General features: G+C 58.4%; 17 protein-coding genes and 1 tRNA gene. 5 read left to right on the forward strand and 13 right to left on the reverse strand.

The annotated features are described in order from the left end of the window. Positions 1–213: 213 nt before the first annotated feature. Positions 214–2,133, reverse strand: coding sequence for a phosphodiesterase DibA (gene dibA / locus H7698_RS14585; RefSeq protein ID WP_194691829.1), 1,920 nt, complete (start codon positions 2,131–2,133; stop codon positions 214–216). 147 nt (positions 2,134–2,280) lie between these two features. Here dibA and desA point away from each other — a divergent pair, with 147 nt between their 5' ends. Next, on the forward strand, positions 2,281–3,465 hold the full coding sequence (gene desA, locus H7698_RS14590) for a delta-9 fatty acid desaturase DesA (protein ID WP_162440348.1): 1,185 nt from the start codon (positions 2,281–2,283) through the stop codon (positions 3,463–3,465). Between the two features lie 187 nt (positions 3,466–3,652). Further along, positions 3,653–4,642, forward strand: coding sequence for a GGDEF domain-containing protein (locus tag H7698_RS14595; RefSeq protein WP_194691831.1), 990 nt, complete (start codon positions 3,653–3,655; stop codon positions 4,640–4,642). 28 nt (positions 4,643–4,670) lie between these two features. On the opposite strand, the gene H7698_RS14600 is transcribed toward H7698_RS14595, so the two are convergent. The 3 genes from H7698_RS14600 to gabD form a co-directional block, all read right to left on the reverse strand. Further along, positions 4,671–5,885: an HDOD domain-containing protein gene (locus H7698_RS14600; protein ID WP_162440350.1), complete on the reverse strand. Its 1,215-nt coding sequence runs from the start codon at positions 5,883–5,885 to the stop codon at positions 4,671–4,673. 142 nt (positions 5,886–6,027) lie between these two features. Then, complete coding sequence (gene gabT / locus H7698_RS14605) at positions 6,028–7,305, reverse strand: 4-aminobutyrate--2-oxoglutarate transaminase (RefSeq protein WP_162440351.1); 1,278 nt, start codon at positions 7,303–7,305, stop codon at positions 6,028–6,030. 186 nt (positions 7,306–7,491) lie between these two features. After that, the gene (gene gabD / locus H7698_RS14610; RefSeq protein ID WP_162440352.1) at positions 7,492–8,934 is read right to left on the reverse strand and encodes an NADP-dependent succinate-semialdehyde dehydrogenase; all 1,443 of its coding nucleotides are present in this window, start codon (positions 8,932–8,934) and stop codon (positions 7,492–7,494) included. Between the two features lie 348 nt (positions 8,935–9,282). Between gabD and H7698_RS14615 the strand changes: the two genes are divergently transcribed. Continuing rightward, positions 9,283–9,359 (forward strand) — tRNA-Arg (locus H7698_RS14615). 107 nt (positions 9,360–9,466) lie between these two features. On the opposite strand, the gene H7698_RS14620 is transcribed toward H7698_RS14615, so the two are convergent. The 6 genes from H7698_RS14620 to H7698_RS14645 all read right to left on the reverse strand — a co-directional run bounded on the left by H7698_RS14620 (position 9,467) and on the right by H7698_RS14645 (position 13,509). Further along, positions 9,467–9,685, reverse strand: coding sequence for a prevent-host-death protein (locus H7698_RS14620; protein ID WP_194691833.1), 219 nt, complete (start codon positions 9,683–9,685; stop codon positions 9,467–9,469). Next, positions 9,682–9,954 carry a hypothetical protein gene (locus tag H7698_RS14625; RefSeq protein ID WP_235992873.1) on the reverse strand — a complete coding sequence of 91 codons (273 nt, stop codon included), beginning with the start codon at positions 9,952–9,954 and terminating at the stop codon, positions 9,682–9,684. Before H7698_RS14625 ends, H7698_RS14620 begins: the two co-directional genes overlap by 4 nt. A 21-nt stretch (positions 9,955–9,975) precedes the next feature. Beyond that, positions 9,976–10,608, reverse strand: coding sequence for a hypothetical protein (locus tag H7698_RS14630; protein ID WP_194691834.1), 633 nt, complete (start codon positions 10,606–10,608; stop codon positions 9,976–9,978). Then, complete coding sequence (locus H7698_RS14635) at positions 10,605–11,171, reverse strand: RNA polymerase sigma factor (protein WP_194691835.1); 567 nt, start codon at positions 11,169–11,171, stop codon at positions 10,605–10,607. The genes H7698_RS14630 and H7698_RS14635 overlap by 4 nt, the downstream gene beginning before the upstream one ends. Before the next feature lies 1 nt (position 11,172). After that, positions 11,173–12,861: a vWA domain-containing protein gene (locus tag H7698_RS14640; RefSeq protein WP_194691837.1), complete on the reverse strand. Its 1,689-nt coding sequence runs from the start codon at positions 12,859–12,861 to the stop codon at positions 11,173–11,175. Positions 12,862–12,948: 87 nt separating this feature from the next. Next, on the reverse strand, positions 12,949–13,509 hold the full coding sequence (locus H7698_RS14645) for a YbhB/YbcL family Raf kinase inhibitor-like protein (RefSeq protein ID WP_194691838.1): 561 nt from the start codon (positions 13,507–13,509) through the stop codon (positions 12,949–12,951). 139 nt (positions 13,510–13,648) lie between these two features. Here H7698_RS14645 and H7698_RS14650 point away from each other — a divergent pair, with 139 nt between their 5' ends. Further along, a complete protein-coding gene (locus H7698_RS14650) occupies positions 13,649–15,178 on the forward strand; it encodes an FAD-dependent oxidoreductase (protein WP_194691840.1) in 1,530 nt (509 codons plus the stop codon). A 154-nt stretch (positions 15,179–15,332) separates the two neighbouring features. On the opposite strand, the gene H7698_RS31360 is transcribed toward H7698_RS14650, so the two are convergent. Beyond that, complete coding sequence (locus H7698_RS31360; protein WP_235992846.1) at positions 15,333–16,448, reverse strand: RHS repeat-associated core domain-containing protein; 1,116 nt, start codon at positions 16,446–16,448, stop codon at positions 15,333–15,335. A 769-nt stretch (positions 16,449–17,217) separates the two neighbouring features. Between H7698_RS31360 and H7698_RS14660 the strand changes: the two genes are divergently transcribed. Then, positions 17,218–17,571 carry a DUF6124 family protein gene (locus H7698_RS14660; RefSeq protein WP_194691842.1) on the forward strand — a complete coding sequence of 118 codons (354 nt, stop codon included), beginning with the start codon at positions 17,218–17,220 and terminating at the stop codon, positions 17,569–17,571. A gap of 82 nt (positions 17,572–17,653) precedes the next feature. Here the strand turns inward: H7698_RS14660 and H7698_RS14665 are convergent, their stop codons facing one another. Then, the gene (locus tag H7698_RS14665; RefSeq protein ID WP_194691843.1) at positions 17,654–19,165 is read right to left on the reverse strand and encodes a YdgA family protein; all 1,512 of its coding nucleotides are present in this window, start codon (positions 19,163–19,165) and stop codon (positions 17,654–17,656) included. Positions 19,166–19,469: 304 nt separating this feature from the next. Next, the gene (locus tag H7698_RS14670) at positions 19,470–20,105 is read right to left on the reverse strand and encodes an NADH:ubiquinone oxidoreductase subunit N (RefSeq protein ID WP_162440362.1); all 636 of its coding nucleotides are present in this window, start codon (positions 20,103–20,105) and stop codon (positions 19,470–19,472) included. Between the last annotated feature and the right edge of the window lie 26 nt (positions 20,106–20,131).

The following is a 20,131-nucleotide window of genomic DNA, read 5'->3' on the forward strand; positions in this document are numbered from 1 at the left end:
GAGGTTGCCTGGCAGTGGCGGCACTGCTTGCGGCGTGAGGCCAATAGTAGATAGGTGCTGATATTCTTAAAAATACTATTTAAGAATGTTTATATAACCAGAAGTGATTATTTGAGAGTGCGAGGATTTGCGGGTGGGAACGCGGGGGAAAAGACCAAAGATCGCAGGCTGCGGCAGCGCCTACAGGGGTCTGCATGCAACGCGAACTGCGATCTAACGGATGACGGGCGTGTGTTTCCACTGCAGTTTTTCCGCCGGCACGGGGCGTCCAAACCAGTAGCCTTGCCCCAGATCGCAATCGTGCTCGACAAGGAAAACCGCTTGTTCGACTTGTTCGATCCCTTCGGCGTGAACCTGCATGCCCATGCTCTGGGCCAGCGCAATGATCACCCGCACGATGGCTGCATCGTCCTCATCCCATGGCAATCCGGCGACGAAGCCCTGGTCGATTTTCAGCTTCTGCACCGGCAGGCGCTTGAGCCGCAGCAGCGACGAGTACCCGGTACCGAAGTCATCGATGGCCAACCGCACGCCCAGCTCGCGTAATCGATGCATCTGTTCCAGCGCGACTTCCGGGTCGTCCATGACGGCGCTTTCAGTGACTTCGATCTCCAGATAGGCGGGGTCCAACCCGGTGTCGCGCAACACTTGCGCCACCTGCTGATACAGCTCGCGGCGAGCGAACAGGCGTGAAGACACATTCACTGCGACAAACGACAACGCCACGCCCGCCTGCTGCCACTCACACATCTGCTGACAGGCTTCGCGCATGACCCAGGCATCGATTTCGGCGATCAGCCCGGTGCGCTCGGCAATGGGGATGAACTCCGCAGGGGACACCAGCCCGCGCTGCGGATGCTCCCAGCGCACCAGTGCCTCGACGCCAACCAGGCGACGGGTCTTGAAGTCGTAAACCGGCTGGTAATACACCCGCAACTCTTTCTGCTCCAGTGCACGGCGCAATTCGAACGCGGTCTCGACCCGCTGTTGGGCCTGGGCGGTGAGCTCTTCGGTGTAGAGGGCGTAGTTGTCGCGACCGGCGCTTTTGGCCTTGAACAGCGCCGAATCGGCATTGTGCAGTAATTGCTCGGCACTCAAGGCGTCGCCAGGGAACAGACTGATCCCGACGCTGGCGTTGATAAAAAGCTGATTGCCGTCGAGATGGAACGGCTCCTTGAGGCCATCCAGGATTTTTTGCGCGAGTGCGGCAGCGTGAACCAATTGCGGACAGCTTTCGGCGAGTACGGCAAATTCGTCACCCCCCAGTCTCGCCAACGTGATTCCCGGCCCGAACATCGCTCGCAAGCGGTCAGCCACGGCCTTGAGCAACTGGTCGCCCATGGTATGACCGAGGCTGTCGTTGATCATTTTGAAGTGATCCAGATCGATCAGCAGCAAGGCGCAACCGCGCTTATGAGTTTGCGCCGAAGCCAGGGCCTGCTCGGCGCGGTCGGTGAACAACAGGCGATTGGGCAGGTCGGTCAGGGGATCGTGGTGGGCCAGGTGTGTGAGCTCGTGCTCGGAGTTCTTGATCGCACTGATGTCGGAAAACACCGCCACGTACTGACTCACTTGGCCTTGGTCGTCACGAAGGATGCGAATGGTCTGCCATTGCGGATAAATTTCGCCACTTTTTCGGCGGTTCCAGATCTCGCCGCTCCACTCGTCGTTGCTGCTGAGGGTCCCGAACATCGCCTGGTAGAACGCCGGTGGATGACGACCGGATTTGAACAGGCTGGGTGGCTGGCCCATCACTTCTTCACGCTGGTATCCGGTGATGTCCATGAAGGCGCGGTTCACATGAACGATCAGCCCTTTGTCATTGGTGACCAGCACACCCTCACGTGTGCAATCAAAAACCGCAGCGGCCTGTCGCAAATGCTCGCGCTCTGCAAGCCGCTCGCGGAGTTGCACATCGATCCCCAGACAACGTAACAATCGCGCCCGGGCAAAGAAAATCAACCCGGCACTGAGCACAACCCAGGCGTAACCGTTGATCAGTTGCCACTGCAAGCGTTCGGTGGAGCTATCGAAGAAACTGTTTAATAAATAACCACTGAATCCCAGCCAGACAACAGACAGCAACAGGTAAAGCAGCGCTGCACGCAAGGCATCGCGAGTGGTGGCAGACATTCGACCGTCCATGTCCCTACAAAAGGGTTCGAATTATAGAGCAAAGACACATCCAGCCACTCTTATCTGAAAGGGCGACTGGTTTTATCTGTGGGCTTAGTGATAATGCATCGGCTATTTTTTTATTTATCGAGGGCCCTACAGCCTATGTGGTACGAAGGTTTTCTTGGCTTGTCGCCCTGGTCACTGGTGGCAGTCACTCTGCTGATGACCCACGTCACAATCATCGGCGTCACGGTCTATCTGCACCGCTATTCAGCCCATCGCTCCCTGGAGCTCAATGCCGGCCTGAAACATTTCTTCCGCTTCTGGCTGTGGTTGACCACGGCGCAGAACACCCGCGAGTGGACAGCCATCCACCGCAAGCACCACGCCAAATGCGAAACCGTCGATGACCCGCACAGCCCGGTCGTCAAAGGTTTGTCCACCGTGCTTCGCAAAGGCGCCGAGCTGTACCGCGCCGAAGCGGAAAACCCCGAGACCTTGCGCATCTACGGCAAGAACTGCCCCGAAGACTGGATCGAGCGCAACCTTTATAGCCGCTTTCCGCTCTTGGGTGTGGCGATCATGGGCGTCATCGACCTGCTGCTGTTCGGCACCATCGGCATCACCATCTGGGCCATCCAGATGATGTGGATCCCGGTCTGGGCTGCCGGCGTTGTCAATGGCCTGGGCCATGCCATTGGCTACCGCAACTTCGAATGCCGCGACGCAGCGACCAACCTCGTACCGTGGGGCATCCTGATCGGCGGCGAAGAGTTGCACAACAACCATCACACCTACCCCAACTCGGCAAAACTGTCCGTGAAGAAGTGGGAATTCGATCTCGGCTGGGCCTGGATTCAAGTCTTCAGCTTCCTGCGCCTGGCCAAGGTCCAGCGGGTCGCACCGATTGCCCACCGCGTTGAAGGTAAAGGCAATCTGGACATGGACACTGCGATGGCGATTCTCAACAACCGCTTCCAGATCATGGCCCAGTACCGCAAGTTGGTGATCGCACCACTGGTCAAGCAAGAGCTCGAAAGAGCCGATCATTCGGTCCGCCACCAGTTCCATCGGGCCAAACGCCTGCTCTCGCGGGAAACCAGCCTGCTGGATGACAAACACCACGTGCGCATCCAGAACATGCTCGAGCACAGTCAGGCGCTGAAGGTCATCTACGAGAAACGCCTGGCCTTGCAGCAGATCTGGGTCAAGACCAGCTCAAACGGTCATGACATGCTGGCCGCCATCAAGGACTGGATCCACGAAGCCGAAGCCAGCGGAATCCATTCCCTGCGCGACTTCGCCAACCAGCTGAAAACCTACTCCCTGCGGCCAACCACTGCCTGACCGCTGCCAATAGGGCGACGCGTTTTTATCGAGAACGCGTCGCCCTTACCGCCCGGCGGGAGCCACTCTCTCTCCTGCGCAACCCGGGAACTAACCTCCAAATCCCCTATCTCACAAACACTTCGCCACCCTGGCGGGCTTCGTTGTGGCCGCTGTCGACTCGCGGCACGCTTTGAGATTTGTGTCGATGGTCGATAAAAAACTACAAGACTCATCCGCTCCCCAGTGGCCCGAGGCCGCGCAAACACTCATGGCGCTGATGCGTGCCCGAGGCGAAGTCGCCCGGCTTAGCGAGCGCGAACAGCTGCTCAATTCCCTGCTCGTGAGCGTCAATGCCGTGCTCTGGGCGTTCAACTGGGAAACCCGTCAGGTGCTCTACGTCAGCCCTGCCTACGAACGAATATCTGGCCGATCCAGCGACCTGCTGCTGTCGGACTATCACCAGTGGCGTGACAGCGTTTACCCCGACGATCTGGAGCATGCCGAGCGCAGCCTGGCCGAAGTGCTCGAAAAAGGCGCCGTTGAAGACCGTGAGTATCGAATCATCACCGCCGATGGCCAGGTACGCTGGCTGAGTGACAAGTGCTTCATGAACCGTCAGGCCGAGCCAGGGCAGCCCGTGATCATTGTCGGCATTGCCGAAGACATCACGGAAAAGAAGCAGCTGGAAACCGAGCTGCAGCGTCTGGCCACCACCGACGATTTAACGGAAAGCAGCAACCGCCGGTACTTTTTCGAATGCGCTAACCGCGAGTTCGAAAAGGCACGCGAGCAAGGCACCCCGCTGTCGTTCCTGATGCTGGACATCGATGACTTCAAAGCCATCAACGACACCTACGGCCATCAGGAAGGCGATAACGTGCTGCAACGTATCGCCGAGTGCGGTCGCGCGGCGCTACGCCGTGGGGACGTGTTCGGGCGCATTGGCGGAGAAGAGTTCGCGGCCGTATTTCCCGGCTGCGAACCAGCGGTGGCGTTGCTGGTAGCCGAGCGTCTGCAACGGGAGATTCAACAGCTGAATTTCAGCCACGACGATCAAACTTTCGGCATCACCATCAGCCAGGGGCTGACCAGCCTGATGGCCGAAGATGAAAGCCTCGACGACCTGTATGCGCGGGCGGATGCGGCGATGTATGAGGCGAAGCGACAGGGTAAGAACCGGATAATCACCGGCTGACGGCACCCACAGGAATTTCCATCGATATTTACTTTTTACGCAACCGCATCAATTCCGGCAGCCCTATCTTCAGCAAGCGCGCCGTCCGGCTCTTGGCTAACGCCTCAAGCCCCTCGTGCTCGCCCAGCCGCGCCAATTGCGCCGCCATGTTCATCACCAGCGCTTCGCGCGAATAAACCCCGCCACCGAACTGGTAGACCGCCGCAATCAGCTCTCGCAGCTCCAATGGCAGACGCCAGCGGGTTCGCAATGCCGATCCGTAGGCCGCCCCGAATTCAGCCAGCGCCTCGCCAACCTCCTCCAGGTCATCCAGCGCACCGCCAGACTGCTTCCATTCCTGCAGGCACCGCAGCAACGCCAGATCACCCAGGCGATGCAGCATGCCGGCGCAATAACAGCGTTCCTGATCCAGGTCCAGCAACCGCGCCAGGGTCCGTGCGTATTCAGCGGTGTGCAGCGACAGCTCCCAATAGCGCTCGGCGTAGTCCGCCAGACACGGATCACTGAGCCGGGCGCTTCGCTTGAGGGCCAACCCCAGAATCAGGTTCATGCTTTGTCCGGTACCAAGACGATGCAGCGCTTCCAGCAGGGTCTGCACGGGTGCGCCTTTGTGCTGGGCGGCGCTGTTGGCGGCAGCGATCAACACGGCGGTGACTTGCGGATCCGTTCTGGTTTCGTCGTGCAGCGCCGTCAGATCGAGACCCGTGGGATTGAGGCTGCGTTTGACTGCCAATTCCACGTCGGTCATCAAAGGCGCGCCATCGGCCTGCTCACGACGGCGCTCCAGGTACACCGACAAGGTCATGCCCGGCGCCAGTGTCGGTGCTTCGCACAAGACTTCTTCACCCACGTTCAACAGAAACGCCTGCAGACGCTGGGTCAGGCTCTCCATGTTCAGGGGCTTGGTCAGATACGCCGAGGGTGCCAAAGGCAACGCCTCGCGCACGCTGACGCTGTCATTACGGTTGCTCATCAGAATGAACGGCAGCGGCGGATTGCGTTTACGCTGGCGAATACTGCGCAAGACATTCAAACCATCGACGCCGGGCAGCTCCCAATCGGCAATCACCAGGTCGTAAGGGTTCTGCGACAACAGGTGCAGCGCTTCCTGACCGTTAGCGCACAGGTCAAGCCGTGCGTCGCACCGAACATTCAACAACACCTGCTTGAGCAGATCGCGGGACCAGGGATCGGCCTCGGCAATTAGCACACGCGGTGCCGCAGGCAAAACTACAACAGTCATCTGTACGCTCCGAAGACGATGCTCGCACCTTAGTTCAATGCTGGCCATTCGATACAGCACGTTGTGATTCACGGACACAAAAAAACCCGCCAAAGCGGGTTTTTTTGTTGATCAGCTCACACTTTCATACGAGCACTTTAGATCAAAGCTCCGAGAAGCACTCTTCGATGATTGCCAGACCTTTGTCCAATTGCTCGTCGGGCGAGGTCAGCGGTACGAGTACACGCAGAACGTTGCCGTAAGTACCGCAGGACAGCAGGATCAGGCCCTTGTCGCGCGCCTTGGCCACGACCGATGCCACAGCAGCGGCGTTCGGCTTGTGGCTGTCGCCATCAACGAACAGCTCGACGGCGATCATTGCGCCCAGGGCACGAACTTCGCCGATCACCGGGTACTTGGCCTGGATAGCTTTAAGGCCAGTCACCAGACGCTCGCCGACTGCCTTGCAGCGATCCAGCAGTTGCTCTTCTTCGAACACTTCCATCACGGCCAGGGCCGCGGCGCAAGCGATCGGGCTACCGGCGTAGGTACCGCCCAGGCCGCCTGGAGCAATGGCGTCCATGTATTCAGCCTTGCCGCACACACCGGCGAGCGGGAAGCCGCCAGCGATGGATTTGGCGAACGTGGTCAGGTCAGCGCTAACGCCCATCTGCTCCATCGCGAAGAAGGTGCCAGTACGGCCAGCGCCGGTCTGTACTTCGTCAGCGATCAACAGGATGCCGTGCTGGTCGCACAGGGCGCGCAGACGCTTCATGAACTCTTTAGGCGCGACGTAGAAACCGCCTTCGCCCTGAACCGGCTCGATGATGATCGCAGCGATATCACGCGGCTCGGCGTCGTTCTTGAAGATGCGTTCGATGCTGGCGATCGAATCGTCGACGCTCACACCGTGCAGTTCGTTCGGGTACAACGCGCGGAACACGCCGCCAGGCATCAAACCCATGCCAGCCGAGTAAGGGACGACTTTACCGGTCAGGCCCAGGGTCATCATGGTGCGACCGTGGTACGCGCCAGTGAAGGCGATCACGCCAGCACGGCCAGTGGCGGCACGGGCGATCTTCACAGCGTTTTCTACCGCTTCGGAACCGGTGGTGACCAACAGGGTTTTCTTGTCGAAATCACCTGGCACCTTGGCGTTGATTTTCTCGCACAGCTCTACGTACGGTTCGTACGCCAACACCTGGAAGCAGGTGTGAGTCAGCTTGTTCAGCTGCTCTGTCACGGCGGCGATGATTTTAGGGTGCACGTGGCCGGTGTTCAGCACGGCGATACCGCCGGCGAAGTCGATGAACTCGCGACCTTCAACGTCGGTCACGGTGGCGTTCTTCGCGGACTCGGCGAAGATCGGATGAATCTGGCCAACACCACGCGGTACAGCGGCTTCGCGGCGTTTCATCAAAGAAGCGTTAGTCTTGCTCATACATTCCTCATTCGCCGCTCATCGGTCGGCGTAGCTCAAGGATAAAGCGGCGGGGAGGCAACTACGGCAGCATGCGATGATCGACTGCCACAGCTTTCCCGGCCACCGAGAAAATTTCGGTTGAAACGCGCAAAGGAGCAGCGCTCTCGTGCCCTTTGCGCTTACTGCAGTTCCCGTCTTCCGAGCTTAGATGCCCAGGCAGAGGTATTTGATTTCCAGGTAATCTTCGATGCCGTACTTGGAGCCTTCACGGCCCAGGCCCGACGCCTTGATGCCGCCGAACGGCGCGACTTCGTTGGAGATCAACCCGGTGTTGACGCCGACCATGCCGTATTCCAGGGCTTCAGCCACACGGAACACACGACCCAGGTCACGGGCATAGAAGTACGACGCCAGACCAAACTCGGTGTCGTTCGACATCGCGATCACGTCGGCTTCGTCTTTGAAACGGAACAGCGGCGCCAACGGACCAAAGGTTTCTTCCTTGGCCACGGCTGCGTTGTTTGGCACGTTGGTCAGGATGGTCGGTTCGAAGAAGTTGCCTTCCATGCTCTTGCCACCGGACAGCACGGTCGCGCCTTTGCTGACGGCATCAGCGATGTGCTCTTGCACCTTGGCAACGGCTTTTTCATCGATCAGCGGACCCGTGGTGGTGCCGTCTTCCAGACCGTTGCCGATCTTGAGTTTGGACACAGCCACTTTCAGCTTCTCGGCGAACGCGTCGTAGACCGAATCCTGGATGTACAGACGGTTGGCGCAGACGCAGGTCTGGCCATTGTTGCGGTATTTGGAAATGATCGCGCCTTCAACGGCCTTATCCAGGTCCGCGTCGTCGAACACGATGAACGGCGCGTTACCGCCCAATTCCAGGGACACTTTCTTGATGTCCTTGGCGCATTCAGCCATCAGCTGACGACCGATTTCGGTCGAGCCAGTGAAGGACAGTTTGCGCACGATCGGGTTGCTGGTCAGCTCGCTGCCGATGTCGCCGGCGCTGCCGGACACAACGCTGAACACACCGGCAGGAATGCCGGCACGCTGAGCCAGTTCAGCCAACGCGAACGCGGAGAATGGAGTTTGCGAAGCCGGCTTGAGCACCATGGTGCAACCCGCGGCGAGTGCCGGGCCGGCTTTACGGGTGATCATCGCGGCCGGGAAGTTCCACGGCGTAATAGCAGCGGTCACACCGATTGGCTGCTTGATCACGATCAGGCGCTTGTCGGGTTGGTGACCAGGAATCACATCACCGTAGATGCGCTTGGCTTCTTCAGCGAACCACTCGATAAAGGAAGCGGCGTAAACGATCTCGCCCTTGGCTTCGGCCAATGGCTTGCCTTGCTCCAGTGTCATCAAGCGAGCCAGGTCATCCTGGTTCTCGATGATCAGTTCGAACCAGCGACGCAGCTTGTTCGCCCGATCCTTGGCGGTCAGTGCACGCCAGGCCGGCAGCGCTTTGTCAGCGGCTTCGATTGCACGACGGGTTTCGGCAGCGCCCATTTTCGGCACAGTGCCCAGAATTTCGCCCGTTGCCGGGTTATTGACCTTGATCGTCTGACCATTGTCCGCATCAACCCAAGCGCCATCGATGAAGGCTTGCTGGCGGAACAACTGGGTGTCTTTAAGCTGCATGTCGGCTTTCCTTAACAGCACCGCGACCAGCGCGGAGCGAATTATGATTGTAGAAAGGCGCCTTGGAGGCTGCCGTCAGGGAAATCATTCACCGGGCTGAAGCACATAAATAGCGCACGGATCGAACTCGTGCGGTTCAGCACCCAGACAAGAGCGTTTGAAATCTCAAACGAATCCTAGGATCAAAGGGGGTAAAGGACAATAGGTTGTTCGAAAAAAAGAACGAAAACGCCATATTCGCCTGTTTTTTCTGATCAACGTAGCGAACAGCCGTTCAGCGCGCGAAAAACGCAGGCGATTCAGCAGCATGGACGCGTGCAGTGCATATGAGTATCATGGCGCCCGCTTGCACCAGTAGCTCAGCTGGATAGAGTACTGCCCTCCGAAGGCAGTGGTCGTGGGTTCGAATCCCGCCTGGTGCACCATATAGTAGAAACGAAAAAGCCTCAGGCCTTAGGGTCTGGGGCTTTTTTGTGGGTGTTGTCGCGTCCTGAATAATAATTTCACCTTTTTCAAGGCTGGGCGGTGTTTCCTATGAACCGCGTTGCTTCGCTTCGATGCCCTCAAAAAGCATTTCAAGCTCGTCAAATACGGTTGCGGCAGCAACAGCGGGGCGAGGATCATCACGGCTTGCTGCAATAGCCATAACTACTTCGTCGGCCTGAACCGGGTCAAAAACCTGCTGCAAACACTGACCAGCTGAGCGGCTATGGCCAAGAACTGCAACAAACTGCGAATTCGGTTTTTTCATTCAGTCGTCCAATCAAACTCGTCATATTCCTCATCATCGCCCTCCTCCTCTTCGAACACCTCGTCATCAAGGTCATCCGCCAGAAGGGCCTGTTCCTTTTCCTGCGCCAACAGAAACTCTTTGCGACTCTCAGTCACTGCTCGCCGTAATTCCTCGCCCTTGACCGGGCAGTTGAGCATTTGGGCGATGCGGTCGATTTTTTTCGCCATGGCTTCCTCCAACGCATCGGCTATAGGCCGATAGTGCGCGCTTTCGGGTCTCGTTGCCAAATGGTCGACCGCCCCAGCCACTTAGTGTTTCTGCAGCTCCTTGAGTCGAGGGGCGAGGTTTTCCTTGGGAAAGCGTTTGTGCAATGTCGTCATCAGGTCGTCGGCTGCTTTGGTTTGACCGGCCTTTTGCAGGCGAATCACTTCACGTAATTGGTCGTCGATAAACTTCGACGGAGCCGCCCCTGGCGTTTTGCTGACCTTCGCTTCATCGGCCATTTCAGCATGGACCGATTCGCTCTGGGCCGGGGCGGCAACATCGGCCATGGGTGCTGCAGGTGCAGGCGCGGGCTTCGCGCCGGCCGGGGCAGCCATTGAGCGGGCAAGTGATGCCGGCGCTTCTGCGGATTCTTTCCTGGCCGCAAAAGACGAGGTTTTGGGTGCCGGGGTGGAATCGTAGGTTGGCGCGTGCTCGGGCGTGCGTTGGACCAGCGCCAGCATCAGCGCGACGCCGACCAGGCTGGCGAAGGCCACTTGCCAACGGGGTTTTTGGCAGGCTTGTACCCAGCGTTGCCAAACAGAGGGTTTCGGCGTCGGCGTTTCACGGCGTGCAGCGGACAGGATGAAGGCATCCAGATGCGCGGATGGCTCGCCGCTGGCGTGTTCTCGAAAGTGCTTCACCACTTCCTCTTCCGGTGTAGGACGGGCGTCAGTCATGTCAGTACCTCCTCGGCCAGCAGCCGACGCAGTTTTTGCTGGGCGTAACGCAAGCGGCTTTTAACGGTTTCCAGCGGGGCTTCGGTAAGGGTGGCGATCTGCGGCAAGTCGAGATCGCCGTGTGCGCGCAGCAGGAAGACTTCGCGCTGGTCCGCGGGCAAGGTGTGCAGCGCGTTTTCCAGGCGCTGGCTGTCGCGGCTCAGGCTCAGCAGTTGCTCGGGGTCGGCAGAGTCGTCGCTCAAGGCATGCACCTGTTCGTCATAGCTGTCGTGCAACGGGTTGCGGATGCCGTGTTTACGCCAATGATCAATCAGTCGGTTGCGGGCGATCTGATACAGCCATGTACGAAAATTCGCCCGACCTTGTGGCTGACTGGTGCTGCGGATCAGGCTGAGCCAGGTGTCTTGATAAACCTCTTCGGCCAGCTCGGATTTGCCGCTGAGCCCGAGCAGGAACCGATAAAGCCCCTGTCGATGACGGGCGTACAAGATCTCGAACGCCGGCCCGTCACCCGAGCGATATCGGGCCAGCAGGGATTCGTCGCTCGGTTCGGATGCAGACATGTCAGTGGTTGCCTCCTATCTGCGCCTGCTGGCCCGCGGTAGCGGGAAGTTGAAGGCTCTGCGCCAGTTCCACCAACTGCACGAATTCCGCGCGCAGGCCAAAACGGTCATCCCCCCTGGCACCCCGCGCCAGCACCTCGGTGTCCTTCAAACTGAAAGTGCCGGTGTAACGTCCATCCTTGAGCTGTTGAGAAAACGCCGCCACGGCCGCCGCGAATCGCAAGTCGTCGCTGGCTTTGCCTTCCGAACCCGCCGCAATCGGCCGCTCGATCAGGCGACTGTTCCCACCTTCCGGCAACTGATATCGCACACGCAGCATCGCCAATTCATCTGAACTCCCGGAGTTGGCGACGGTGGAGTCGCCATAACGCAACGGCTCAAGCCAACCCTTCTCACCCTTCGGAACAATTTCATACAAGGCCGTCACCGTATGCCCTGCACCGATCTCACCGGCATCGACCTTGTCATTGCTGAAATCCTCACGTTTCAACGCGCGATTCTCATAACCCAACAGCCGATATTCGCTGACTTGCGCCGGATTGAACTCCACTTGCAGCTTCACGTTTTTTGCCACGACGGCGAGGGTCGAGCCAAGCTGATCCACCAGCACTTTGCGCGCCTCGCGCAGGTTATCGATGTAGGCATAGTTCCCATCGCCGGCATCGGCCAGTTGCTCCATCAAGTGCTCATTGTAGTTATCCACACCAAAACCCAAGGTGGTCAGGGAGACTCCCGTTTTGCGTTTATCCACAGCCATTTGTTTGAGACTGTCGAAGTCGCTGACACCGACGTTGAAGTCACCGTCCGTGGCCAGCAGGATGCGGTTGATGCCTTTGGGGATGAAGGCCTGTTGCGCCAATTGATAGGCCAGCTCGATGCCGGACGCGCCAGCCGTCGAACCGCCCGCCGACAATTGATCGATGGCTGTGCGAATTTTCGCTTTTTCCCGTCCGGAAGTTGGTTCCAGCACCACCCGGGATTCGCCGGCATACACCACCAGCGACACGCGATCCTGTTCGCGCAACTGGTCGACCAGCAATTTCAGGGTGCTTTTAACCAGCGGCAAACCTTCGCGGCGGTCCATGGAGCCCGATACATCGACCAGAAACACCAGGTTCGCCGGGGCCAGCTCCGCTACCGCGCGGTCCGACGCTTTGATACCGATCCGCAACAAACGCGTCTGCGGGTTCCACGGTGAGGGTGCCAGTTCGGTGGTCACGCCAAAGGGCGAACCGTCCGTGGGCAGGGCGTAATCGTAGGGAAAGTAATTGACCATTTCTTCGAGTCGCACCGCGCCTTCGGGTGGCAGCCGCCCCTGATTGAGCAAGCGGCGGACGTTGGCATAAGCGCCAGTATCGACGTCGGCGCTGAAGGTCGACACCGGTGCCTGGGCAACACTGTGGATCGGGTTATCAGCAAGATTTTCATACTGCTCGCGCTGCTCATCCTGGTAGCCCGATGGGGGCGCTTCAGGCATCGGTGCAAACGGTGCCGCGCGAACAGCGCGCTTGGCCATTGTGGCGTCACCCAGCGCCAGCGCCTCTGTCTTCAACTCGGCTTGAGCCGGCGCCGACACGGAAACACGCGCCGGTTCCGTTTTGGACGAAGCGCCACATCCGGCAATCGACAGCAATAAGCCGGCGGCGAAACCCTGGGCGGCCGGGCGAAGGAAATGCAGAGGAAGGGACATGGGGGCTGACCTCAGGAGAATAATGATCCATTCATCCTCTGAGACGGGCAGCCCGGTCAGTTCGGGTTAAGTCATCCGAAAAAAACTTCAGCGGTGATAACGCCGCACCACGCTGCTGTTCCTGAGCACATGACCTTTGATTTTTTCCAGCAGTTGCACACGTGTCAGGCCGGCGGGCAAGGCATCCGGAGCGAGGTCCAGGGCATAGAGCTGGATGATGTAGTGATGCGCGCTGTCGCCGATCGGCGGGCAAGGACCGACGTAGGACGTGGTGCCTTTGCTGTTGGTGCCACCCACGCCTTCGAGGCCAGGCTTGGCGCCTGTACCCGCAGCGATTTGATGGGTGTTGGCCTTGATCCCGTAATGCACCCAGTGATCGACGCCCTGGCCTTTCTGACCATCCGGGTCGTGCATGACGATCGCATAGCTGAGCGTGCCTGGTGGGCCGGCGTTCCAGTTCAGCGCTGGAGAAAGATTGTGACCGCCACACCCTTCGGCATCGCTGGCGGCGGCAGCCGTGAAGAGTCGATCGTCGGTGACACCTGGAATGTTCAGGGTGAAACGCTCCTGGGCCTGTGCCGGAAACTGCACGCAGAAGGCGACTGCAAGGGCCGCCAGCCAAGGGGACAGAGAGGTCAATCGGGTCATTCCGGAGCACCTTGTGCGGATGGGGCCGTCGTCGGCTTGCGCACTATAGCTGTACCGTTCGTGCCGTGGCAGGGGGATTTGGCTGAACCTCGTGATCGGCAATTAACTCTTAACTGAAATGACTGCCCGGAGAGCGATGATGACCCTGCACCGCGCCGCCCGTTTCGCCGATGTGCCTGAACACCACGGCCTGGAGGTCCAGATTGCGGAGACGAACATTGTTTTGCTGCGGTTCGGCGATCAAATCCGCGCCTATCAGGGTGAATGCCCTCACGCTGGCGCACCGCTGGCAGAAGGCGCGGTGTGCAACGGGCGGTTGATTTGCCCGTGGCATAAAGCGGCGTATCGGATCGAAGACGGTGCCCTGTGTGAACCGCCCTCGCTCGACAGCCTGAAACGCTATCCGGTGGAAGTGCGCGACGACGAAGTCTGGGTGGATGATCGGGCACTGCCGGACGCCCATACTCCGCCTGCGGACGATGATCGGACATTTGTGATCATTGGCGCGGGGGCCGCAGGCACGGCGGGCGCTGCAGCGTTGAGGGAAAAGGGTTTCGGCGGTCGAATCCTGTTGATCGATCGAGAAACCGACGCGGGTTACGACCGTACGGTACTGAGCAAATTCGTGATCGGCGGAGAGATGCCACCGGAAGAAATCCCACCGCTGCGCGATGAACAGTTTTACCGCGAGCAACGCATCGAACGAATCACCGGTGAAGTCGCCCACCTTGATGCCCCGAACAAATCCCTCCAACTCAAGGACGGCCAGTCCCTGACCTACGACGCTGCATTGCTCGCCACCGGAGGCACACCCAACTCGCTCAAGCTGCCTGGCGCCGATTTGCCACAGGTCTTTTTGCTGCGCTCCAAACAGCACGCGCAGGAGATCCTGAAAACGGCAACACCAGGCCAGAAAGCCGTGATCATCGGCGACAGTTTCATTGCCCTGGAATCTGCGGGGGCACTGCGTCAATACGGCATGGACGTGACCGTGCTCGCCCGACATGCCGTGCCCTTCGCCGCTCAATTCGGCGACACCGTCGGCAAGGCCATCCGTGCCCGGCACGAAGCAAACGGCGTGCGCTTTCAGACCGAAGGCGAAGCCACGCACATCGAAGGCAGTGCAAAAGTTGAAGCCGTGCATCTGGACACCGGTCAGCGGTTGCCCGCAGATCTGGTGCTGGTGGGGATTGGTGTCAAACCCGCTACTGAAGTGTTCAGTGATTTGCCAAAGGAAAAGGATCAATCGCTCAAAGTCGACGGCGGCATGCGCGTGGCGGACGGACTTTGGGCGGTCGGCGACATCGCCACCTTCCCGCTCAACGGCCAGCCACAGCGAATCGAGCACTGGCGTCTGGCCCAGCAACACGCGCGCATCGCCGCGGCGAACATGCTGGGTGGCGACGAGCATTACCTCGACGTGCCGTATTTCTGGACCTGGCATTTCGGCAAAAACTACGACTACCTCGGTCATGCCGAGACGTGGGATGAAGTCGAGTTCAAAGGCGATCCGAACCATCCGCCGTTTATCGGGTTGTTTGGCAAGAACGGCGTGGTGGCGGCAGCGGTGGCGTGCGATGAAGAGCGGGCGATGGCGATGCTTGCCGAGCGGATGAAGCAGCCGTTGTCGGTGGATGAGGCGTGGCGGTTGATTCGGGATGTGGGGTGACCACTTCGACACTGCTCGATCTGTCTTTATGGAACCTTGCTCGTAATAGGGCCATGACCAACACAAAAAAGACACAGGTAGCAATGAGGCGAGAAAAGGGCAAAAAATCGCCTTCTTAGCCACCTTTTACCCGTTTTTACATTAACAATTTGGCTCAACTTTTCTTTATCGACATGTACTTGTCACGATACTTACCTCGTAAGTCCTCCAATGGCACTGGGAAAATACCTTCTTGATATAGTCTAGTATTCATTCTGATGTTACGACCTATACGATGACCGGCATCTTGTATTGCCAAGGTAAACATTGATACCGACTGCACACGCAGTGGGAGTGGTATCTCAGTTGGAACGTTCCGTGTCTGGTTAACCCAATCTTGAATATCTACGGAACGCCTTCCAGTAGGCATTCTTTCGGAATACCACACTGGACTAACGGAGTCAGCTTGAGCGTTTATTGGTGGCGATCTATGAGGAGTGGATGGGGCTACAGAAGTGCCGACACTGTTATACGATCGTACGCTTTCGTACCCGGATGATGGCCGTCCTGAAGAGCTTTGCGCGCCTGCACTCGAATAAATAGAAGCGGATACCGGTTCGGGTGCTGCCACAGGCGCTCTTGCAGAAAGTCCTTCCTGGGTTGTCTGTTTTGCAAATTTGTATGCTTGATCGGCTCGAGTCATACGCGAAGTTCTGCCAAATAAATTCAACAAACCTTTCCACGGATTCCCAAAATGCCCAGTCCGATCATCCTGATTTACCGGGTCCCCGTCACAATAAGCATACGCATTCAAACCACCCATTCCGAACGGACTCCAACTGTCCGGACTGTTAAACCGCATCAACACCGGGTTGAACGCCCGATAGCCATTACCCAACAAATAACACCCGGTCACCGGGTCCGGGCGTTCGCCGTTGAATCCGAGCAGGCTGAGTAAGCCGCTTTCGGATGGGCGGTGGCCATACGCTGTATAGGCGAGGGGATTGGGCGGGGTTGCGTCCAACACGTTCAACACCGAGCGCTGTTGGTCGGTGGCGAGTAGTCGGGTTGTTGCTTCGGCGCCGGTCTGGCGATTTTGTTGCGCCAGCAGTTGATCGTCGTGCTGCATGATCGAGCGCTGCACCACGCCTTGAACCTCAGTGGCGAGGCGGTTTTTTTGGTAAAAGCGCTGGATGCTCACCTGCTCTGTAACAGACAACGCGGAATCGGTGAGGCGATCCAGTGGGTCGTAGCGGTAGCGGCAGAGCAGGGTTTCGCGGTTGGATGGCATGGGGCGGGCTCCCTGAATGGTGCGTCGGTTCAGGGTTTTACTGTGGTGCATTTCGCGGGTATTGGGTACTAACAGAACTGCTAGGGTCACAGTGCCGCAAATCGAGTGTGCGAGCCTGATTGCAATGGTCTGTTTGCATCGCGATCAGGCTCGCTCCTGGAGCTGTCGAGTGAAACGAGGCTGCGATCTTTTGCCTTTCAAGATCAAAAGATCACAGCCTGCGGCAGCTCCTACAGGGGAGGATGTTTCTGCTGAAGGTGTGGGAAATATCCCGGGGCTGGTGTGCTTTAGTCAGGTTTTTGTGATTTGTGTGGGCTGTTCTGGCCCCATCGCGAGCAGGCTCGCTCCTACAGTTTGACCGTGTTTGTTGGGGTTTTCTGTCTGGCTGGGATATGGCTTTGGGCTTGCTGAGTTTCGTTTTAGATGGCCCTGTTTAATCGCCGTCAGCTTCACTTCTTGAAAGCTACATCACCTTGCGTGGATGCCTACAGGTACGCCAGAATCCGCCGGCTTGTGCGCCTTGGGGCGGGTCGGTAACTTCAGCCGGGTCACTGATTCGCAGTGATCGGGTTTAGTAGCCCGTGGTATTTGAAGGGTGCACAGGCGTCTGTCTTGTAGGTATTTCCATACCTGAACTTGATGGTGGCTGTGCGTAGGGCGTCCTTGGGCGCGCCGGCTTTCTTCATTTCCCCGGTCTACTAACCTGCGTACAGCCGCCACCCCTTGTATTAGTAGCGAGGAGTGGCAGCACCATCAGGAAATGAAAATCATGGTCAAACCAACACCAAATCCGCCAGGCGCCGACCCGGTAGAGCCCTCCCGCGATCCCGATTCAAATCCCTGCCATTCAGCACCCGAGCGCACCCCCTCGTTCGCCGACATTAAAGCCACCCCGCGCAAACGTTGCACCCTCTTCACCGTCAACCCCGAGGCCGATACCGAAACCCTGCTGGCTTATGCCTGCGAGTCACTCGCGTCGGCCAATGTGATGGCCACTGATCTGGCGGATCATCTGGAAGGGACGTCGCGTAATGCGCTGTTGGGCATTGCGCAGGTGATCATGCTGAGCGAGCTGACAGTCAATCGAGCGCTGGATCGGTTCGAACCGTCGGCGATCAAGTAAAAAACTGGCGCAAAACCCGGACAGCAAAACGCCCGGCGTCTGCAGTGTTCAGAGGCCGGGCGTTTTTTTGGGGGCTGCAGGTTTACTGGACTTCGACTTCGCCAGGACCGCCCACTTTACTCATCAGGAAGCCGATGAATTCTTCCACGGTCATTTTCTGGCCGTTGAATTCGACCTGATTATTGGCGTAGTGCAATTTGCTGACGATGTTGTTGCCGTCCAGTTTCGCAAACTGCGAACCGACCGCCATGCTGCTGAACATGTCGGCAGTGGCAGTGGCTTGATCGGCAATGAGCTTGGCGTCGGTCTGACCGTCGATTTGCGACTGCACGGTGAACAGGTCAACGAGCATCGGCTTGGAGACCTGAACATTGACGTCCAGCAGGGCAATCAGTTGGCGGGTCAGCTGATCTGCCGGCAAGTCCATGGATTGCGGCTTGGTCAGGTCGAGCACCAGGTTGGCGCGGCTTTCGCCGTTGGCGGTGTTGAGCGACAGGTTTTCCAGTGCCACCTGCGGGCCGGCAGCCAGCAGTTTTTCCAGACCGGTTTTGACCTGTGCTTCTTCAGCCGGGGTCAGGACCAGTTCTGGCGCGGGTTCACCGGCGGCGGCAGCTTCAGCGGCGGCTTTCTCGTACGGTTGCAGTTTGCTCTGGTAGATCTGCATCAACGACATCGTTGCCGGAATATCGAGGTTCTTCAGGCTCATGGCCATCTGCGCGGAGCCGATGGTCTTGCCGTTCAAGGACACTTCGCCCACCTTGTAATCGGCACGCCCCGAAGCGCTGGTGCCCGATTCTTCGGTCTTGTTCTTCATTTCGAATTTCTTCACGCCCAGGATCGACTGCTTGGCGCCGAAAGTGGTCTTGCTGTCGGTCAGTTCGACCGTGTTTTCGCCGGTGTAGTAACCGTACGTGCTCTTGGTCAGGTTGCTGGCGAAGGTCAGGCCGTTCATCTCGACTTTCACCGGGGTCTGATCTTCAGCCACTGTGCTCAGGGTCAGGCTGTCCATGTACCCGTCGGCCTTGACCTTTTGCGCCTGCGCGCTGGCAGCGACATCCATGTTCAGACCGGAAAATTTCAGGTGGGACTTGTCGTCCAGCGCCACGTCCAGCGGCAGCAATTGCAGCGTGCCGTTGGTGGCCTTGTCATAGCCGATGTTGACCACGCCGGTGAGCGGGGATTTGTCCTTGGCCGCCGCGAACCACTTCTCGGTGAGCGGCGTCTTTTCCAATTCGTAATGACTGGTGGCCATGACCGGCAGCCACTTCAGAGACACGAGTCGCGAGAACGGCAGCGGACCGTGTTCGATACGGTCTACGAACAGCAATTCAACCGGCGCCTCACCGAACATCTCGCCTTCGCCCTTGAGGCGATAGTGGGCGGTGCTGCTGAAGACGTTGCGTTCCAGCGAAACCAGCTCCAGCGAGGCAGTGCCGTTGGAGCCGACCAGCGCCGCTTGCAGTTCTTTGTTGGCATCAGCGATCGAGCTGTTCAGCACACCTTCCAGTTTGGTTCCGGTGTACCAGGCACCGCCGGCGCTGATTGCACCGATGGCCACGACAATTCCAAGAAGCACGCCTGCTGATTTATTCATGAATTACCCAATGTCCGTGATTTGAAGGTGTGGCCGTCTTCCCTGAACCCGTGCCGGGCTATGGATACGACTGCGCTGAAAGTGGGATGGAGATTAGCACCGGCCACGCCGGGCGACCCAATGATTAAAGGTGAAAGAGTGTCTATGGGACCGTGCGAGGGGAGTGAGAGTTTCGGCACACATGAAATCGCCATCGCTGCAGGAGCAAAGCTTGCTCTCGATGGCGATTTTCAATCACTTTGATGGTGAAGGTGTATTCGCAATGGCGAGCAAGCTTAGCTCCTACAGGGGAGTGGGGCCTGACTCAGGAATACTGAACCTCTATCTCATCCAGCTGATGATCAAAGCTTTTCAGCCGCGCGGTCCACGTATAGACCAGCACCTCAAAATCCCGATTGATCACCGCCCCGCCCGTCACGTCCGCGCGCGGGTCGCAGAAGTCCAGTTGATAACGTTCGCGGGCCATGGCGGTGGCGACGTCGGAGAGTTCACGGGCATTGTTGAGCCAGTGCCGCCCTTCGTCAGCGACTTGCCTGTCCAGTGCCAGGCATTGCTTCTTCAAGGCTTCGAGGCTTTTTTCCAGCGGCGTGCCGGTCAGTTCGCCCATGACTTCCTGAAACGTGCGCCCCGGTTGCCAGTAGCTGCCCCAGAAATAACGGTCGAACACCGTTTCCACCCGCCGCAACGCCACCTTGGTGTCCCAGATGAGCACCAGGGTTTTGCCTTGTTCGAGGTGTCTTTTCTTGATTCGGGTGCCCTGAACCGAAGCCCAGGCGACGACCACAATGGCCAACACCGCAATCAGCGCCGAGGCGCTGTCGAGGAACACCAGAGCCTTGTCGATCTGGTGGGCCAGCATGATGCCGTAGAAATAAGTGGCCGACAGCAGGACCAGCGCGGCAATAGCGCACCAGAAGCCGGGAGCATAAGGGTTTTTCATTATTTTTAATCCCCATGACCAACGCG

It is taken from the genome of Pseudomonas sp. p50(2008), assembly GCF_015351605.1.
GTDB lineage: Bacteria > Pseudomonadota > Gammaproteobacteria > Pseudomonadales > Pseudomonadaceae > Aquipseudomonas.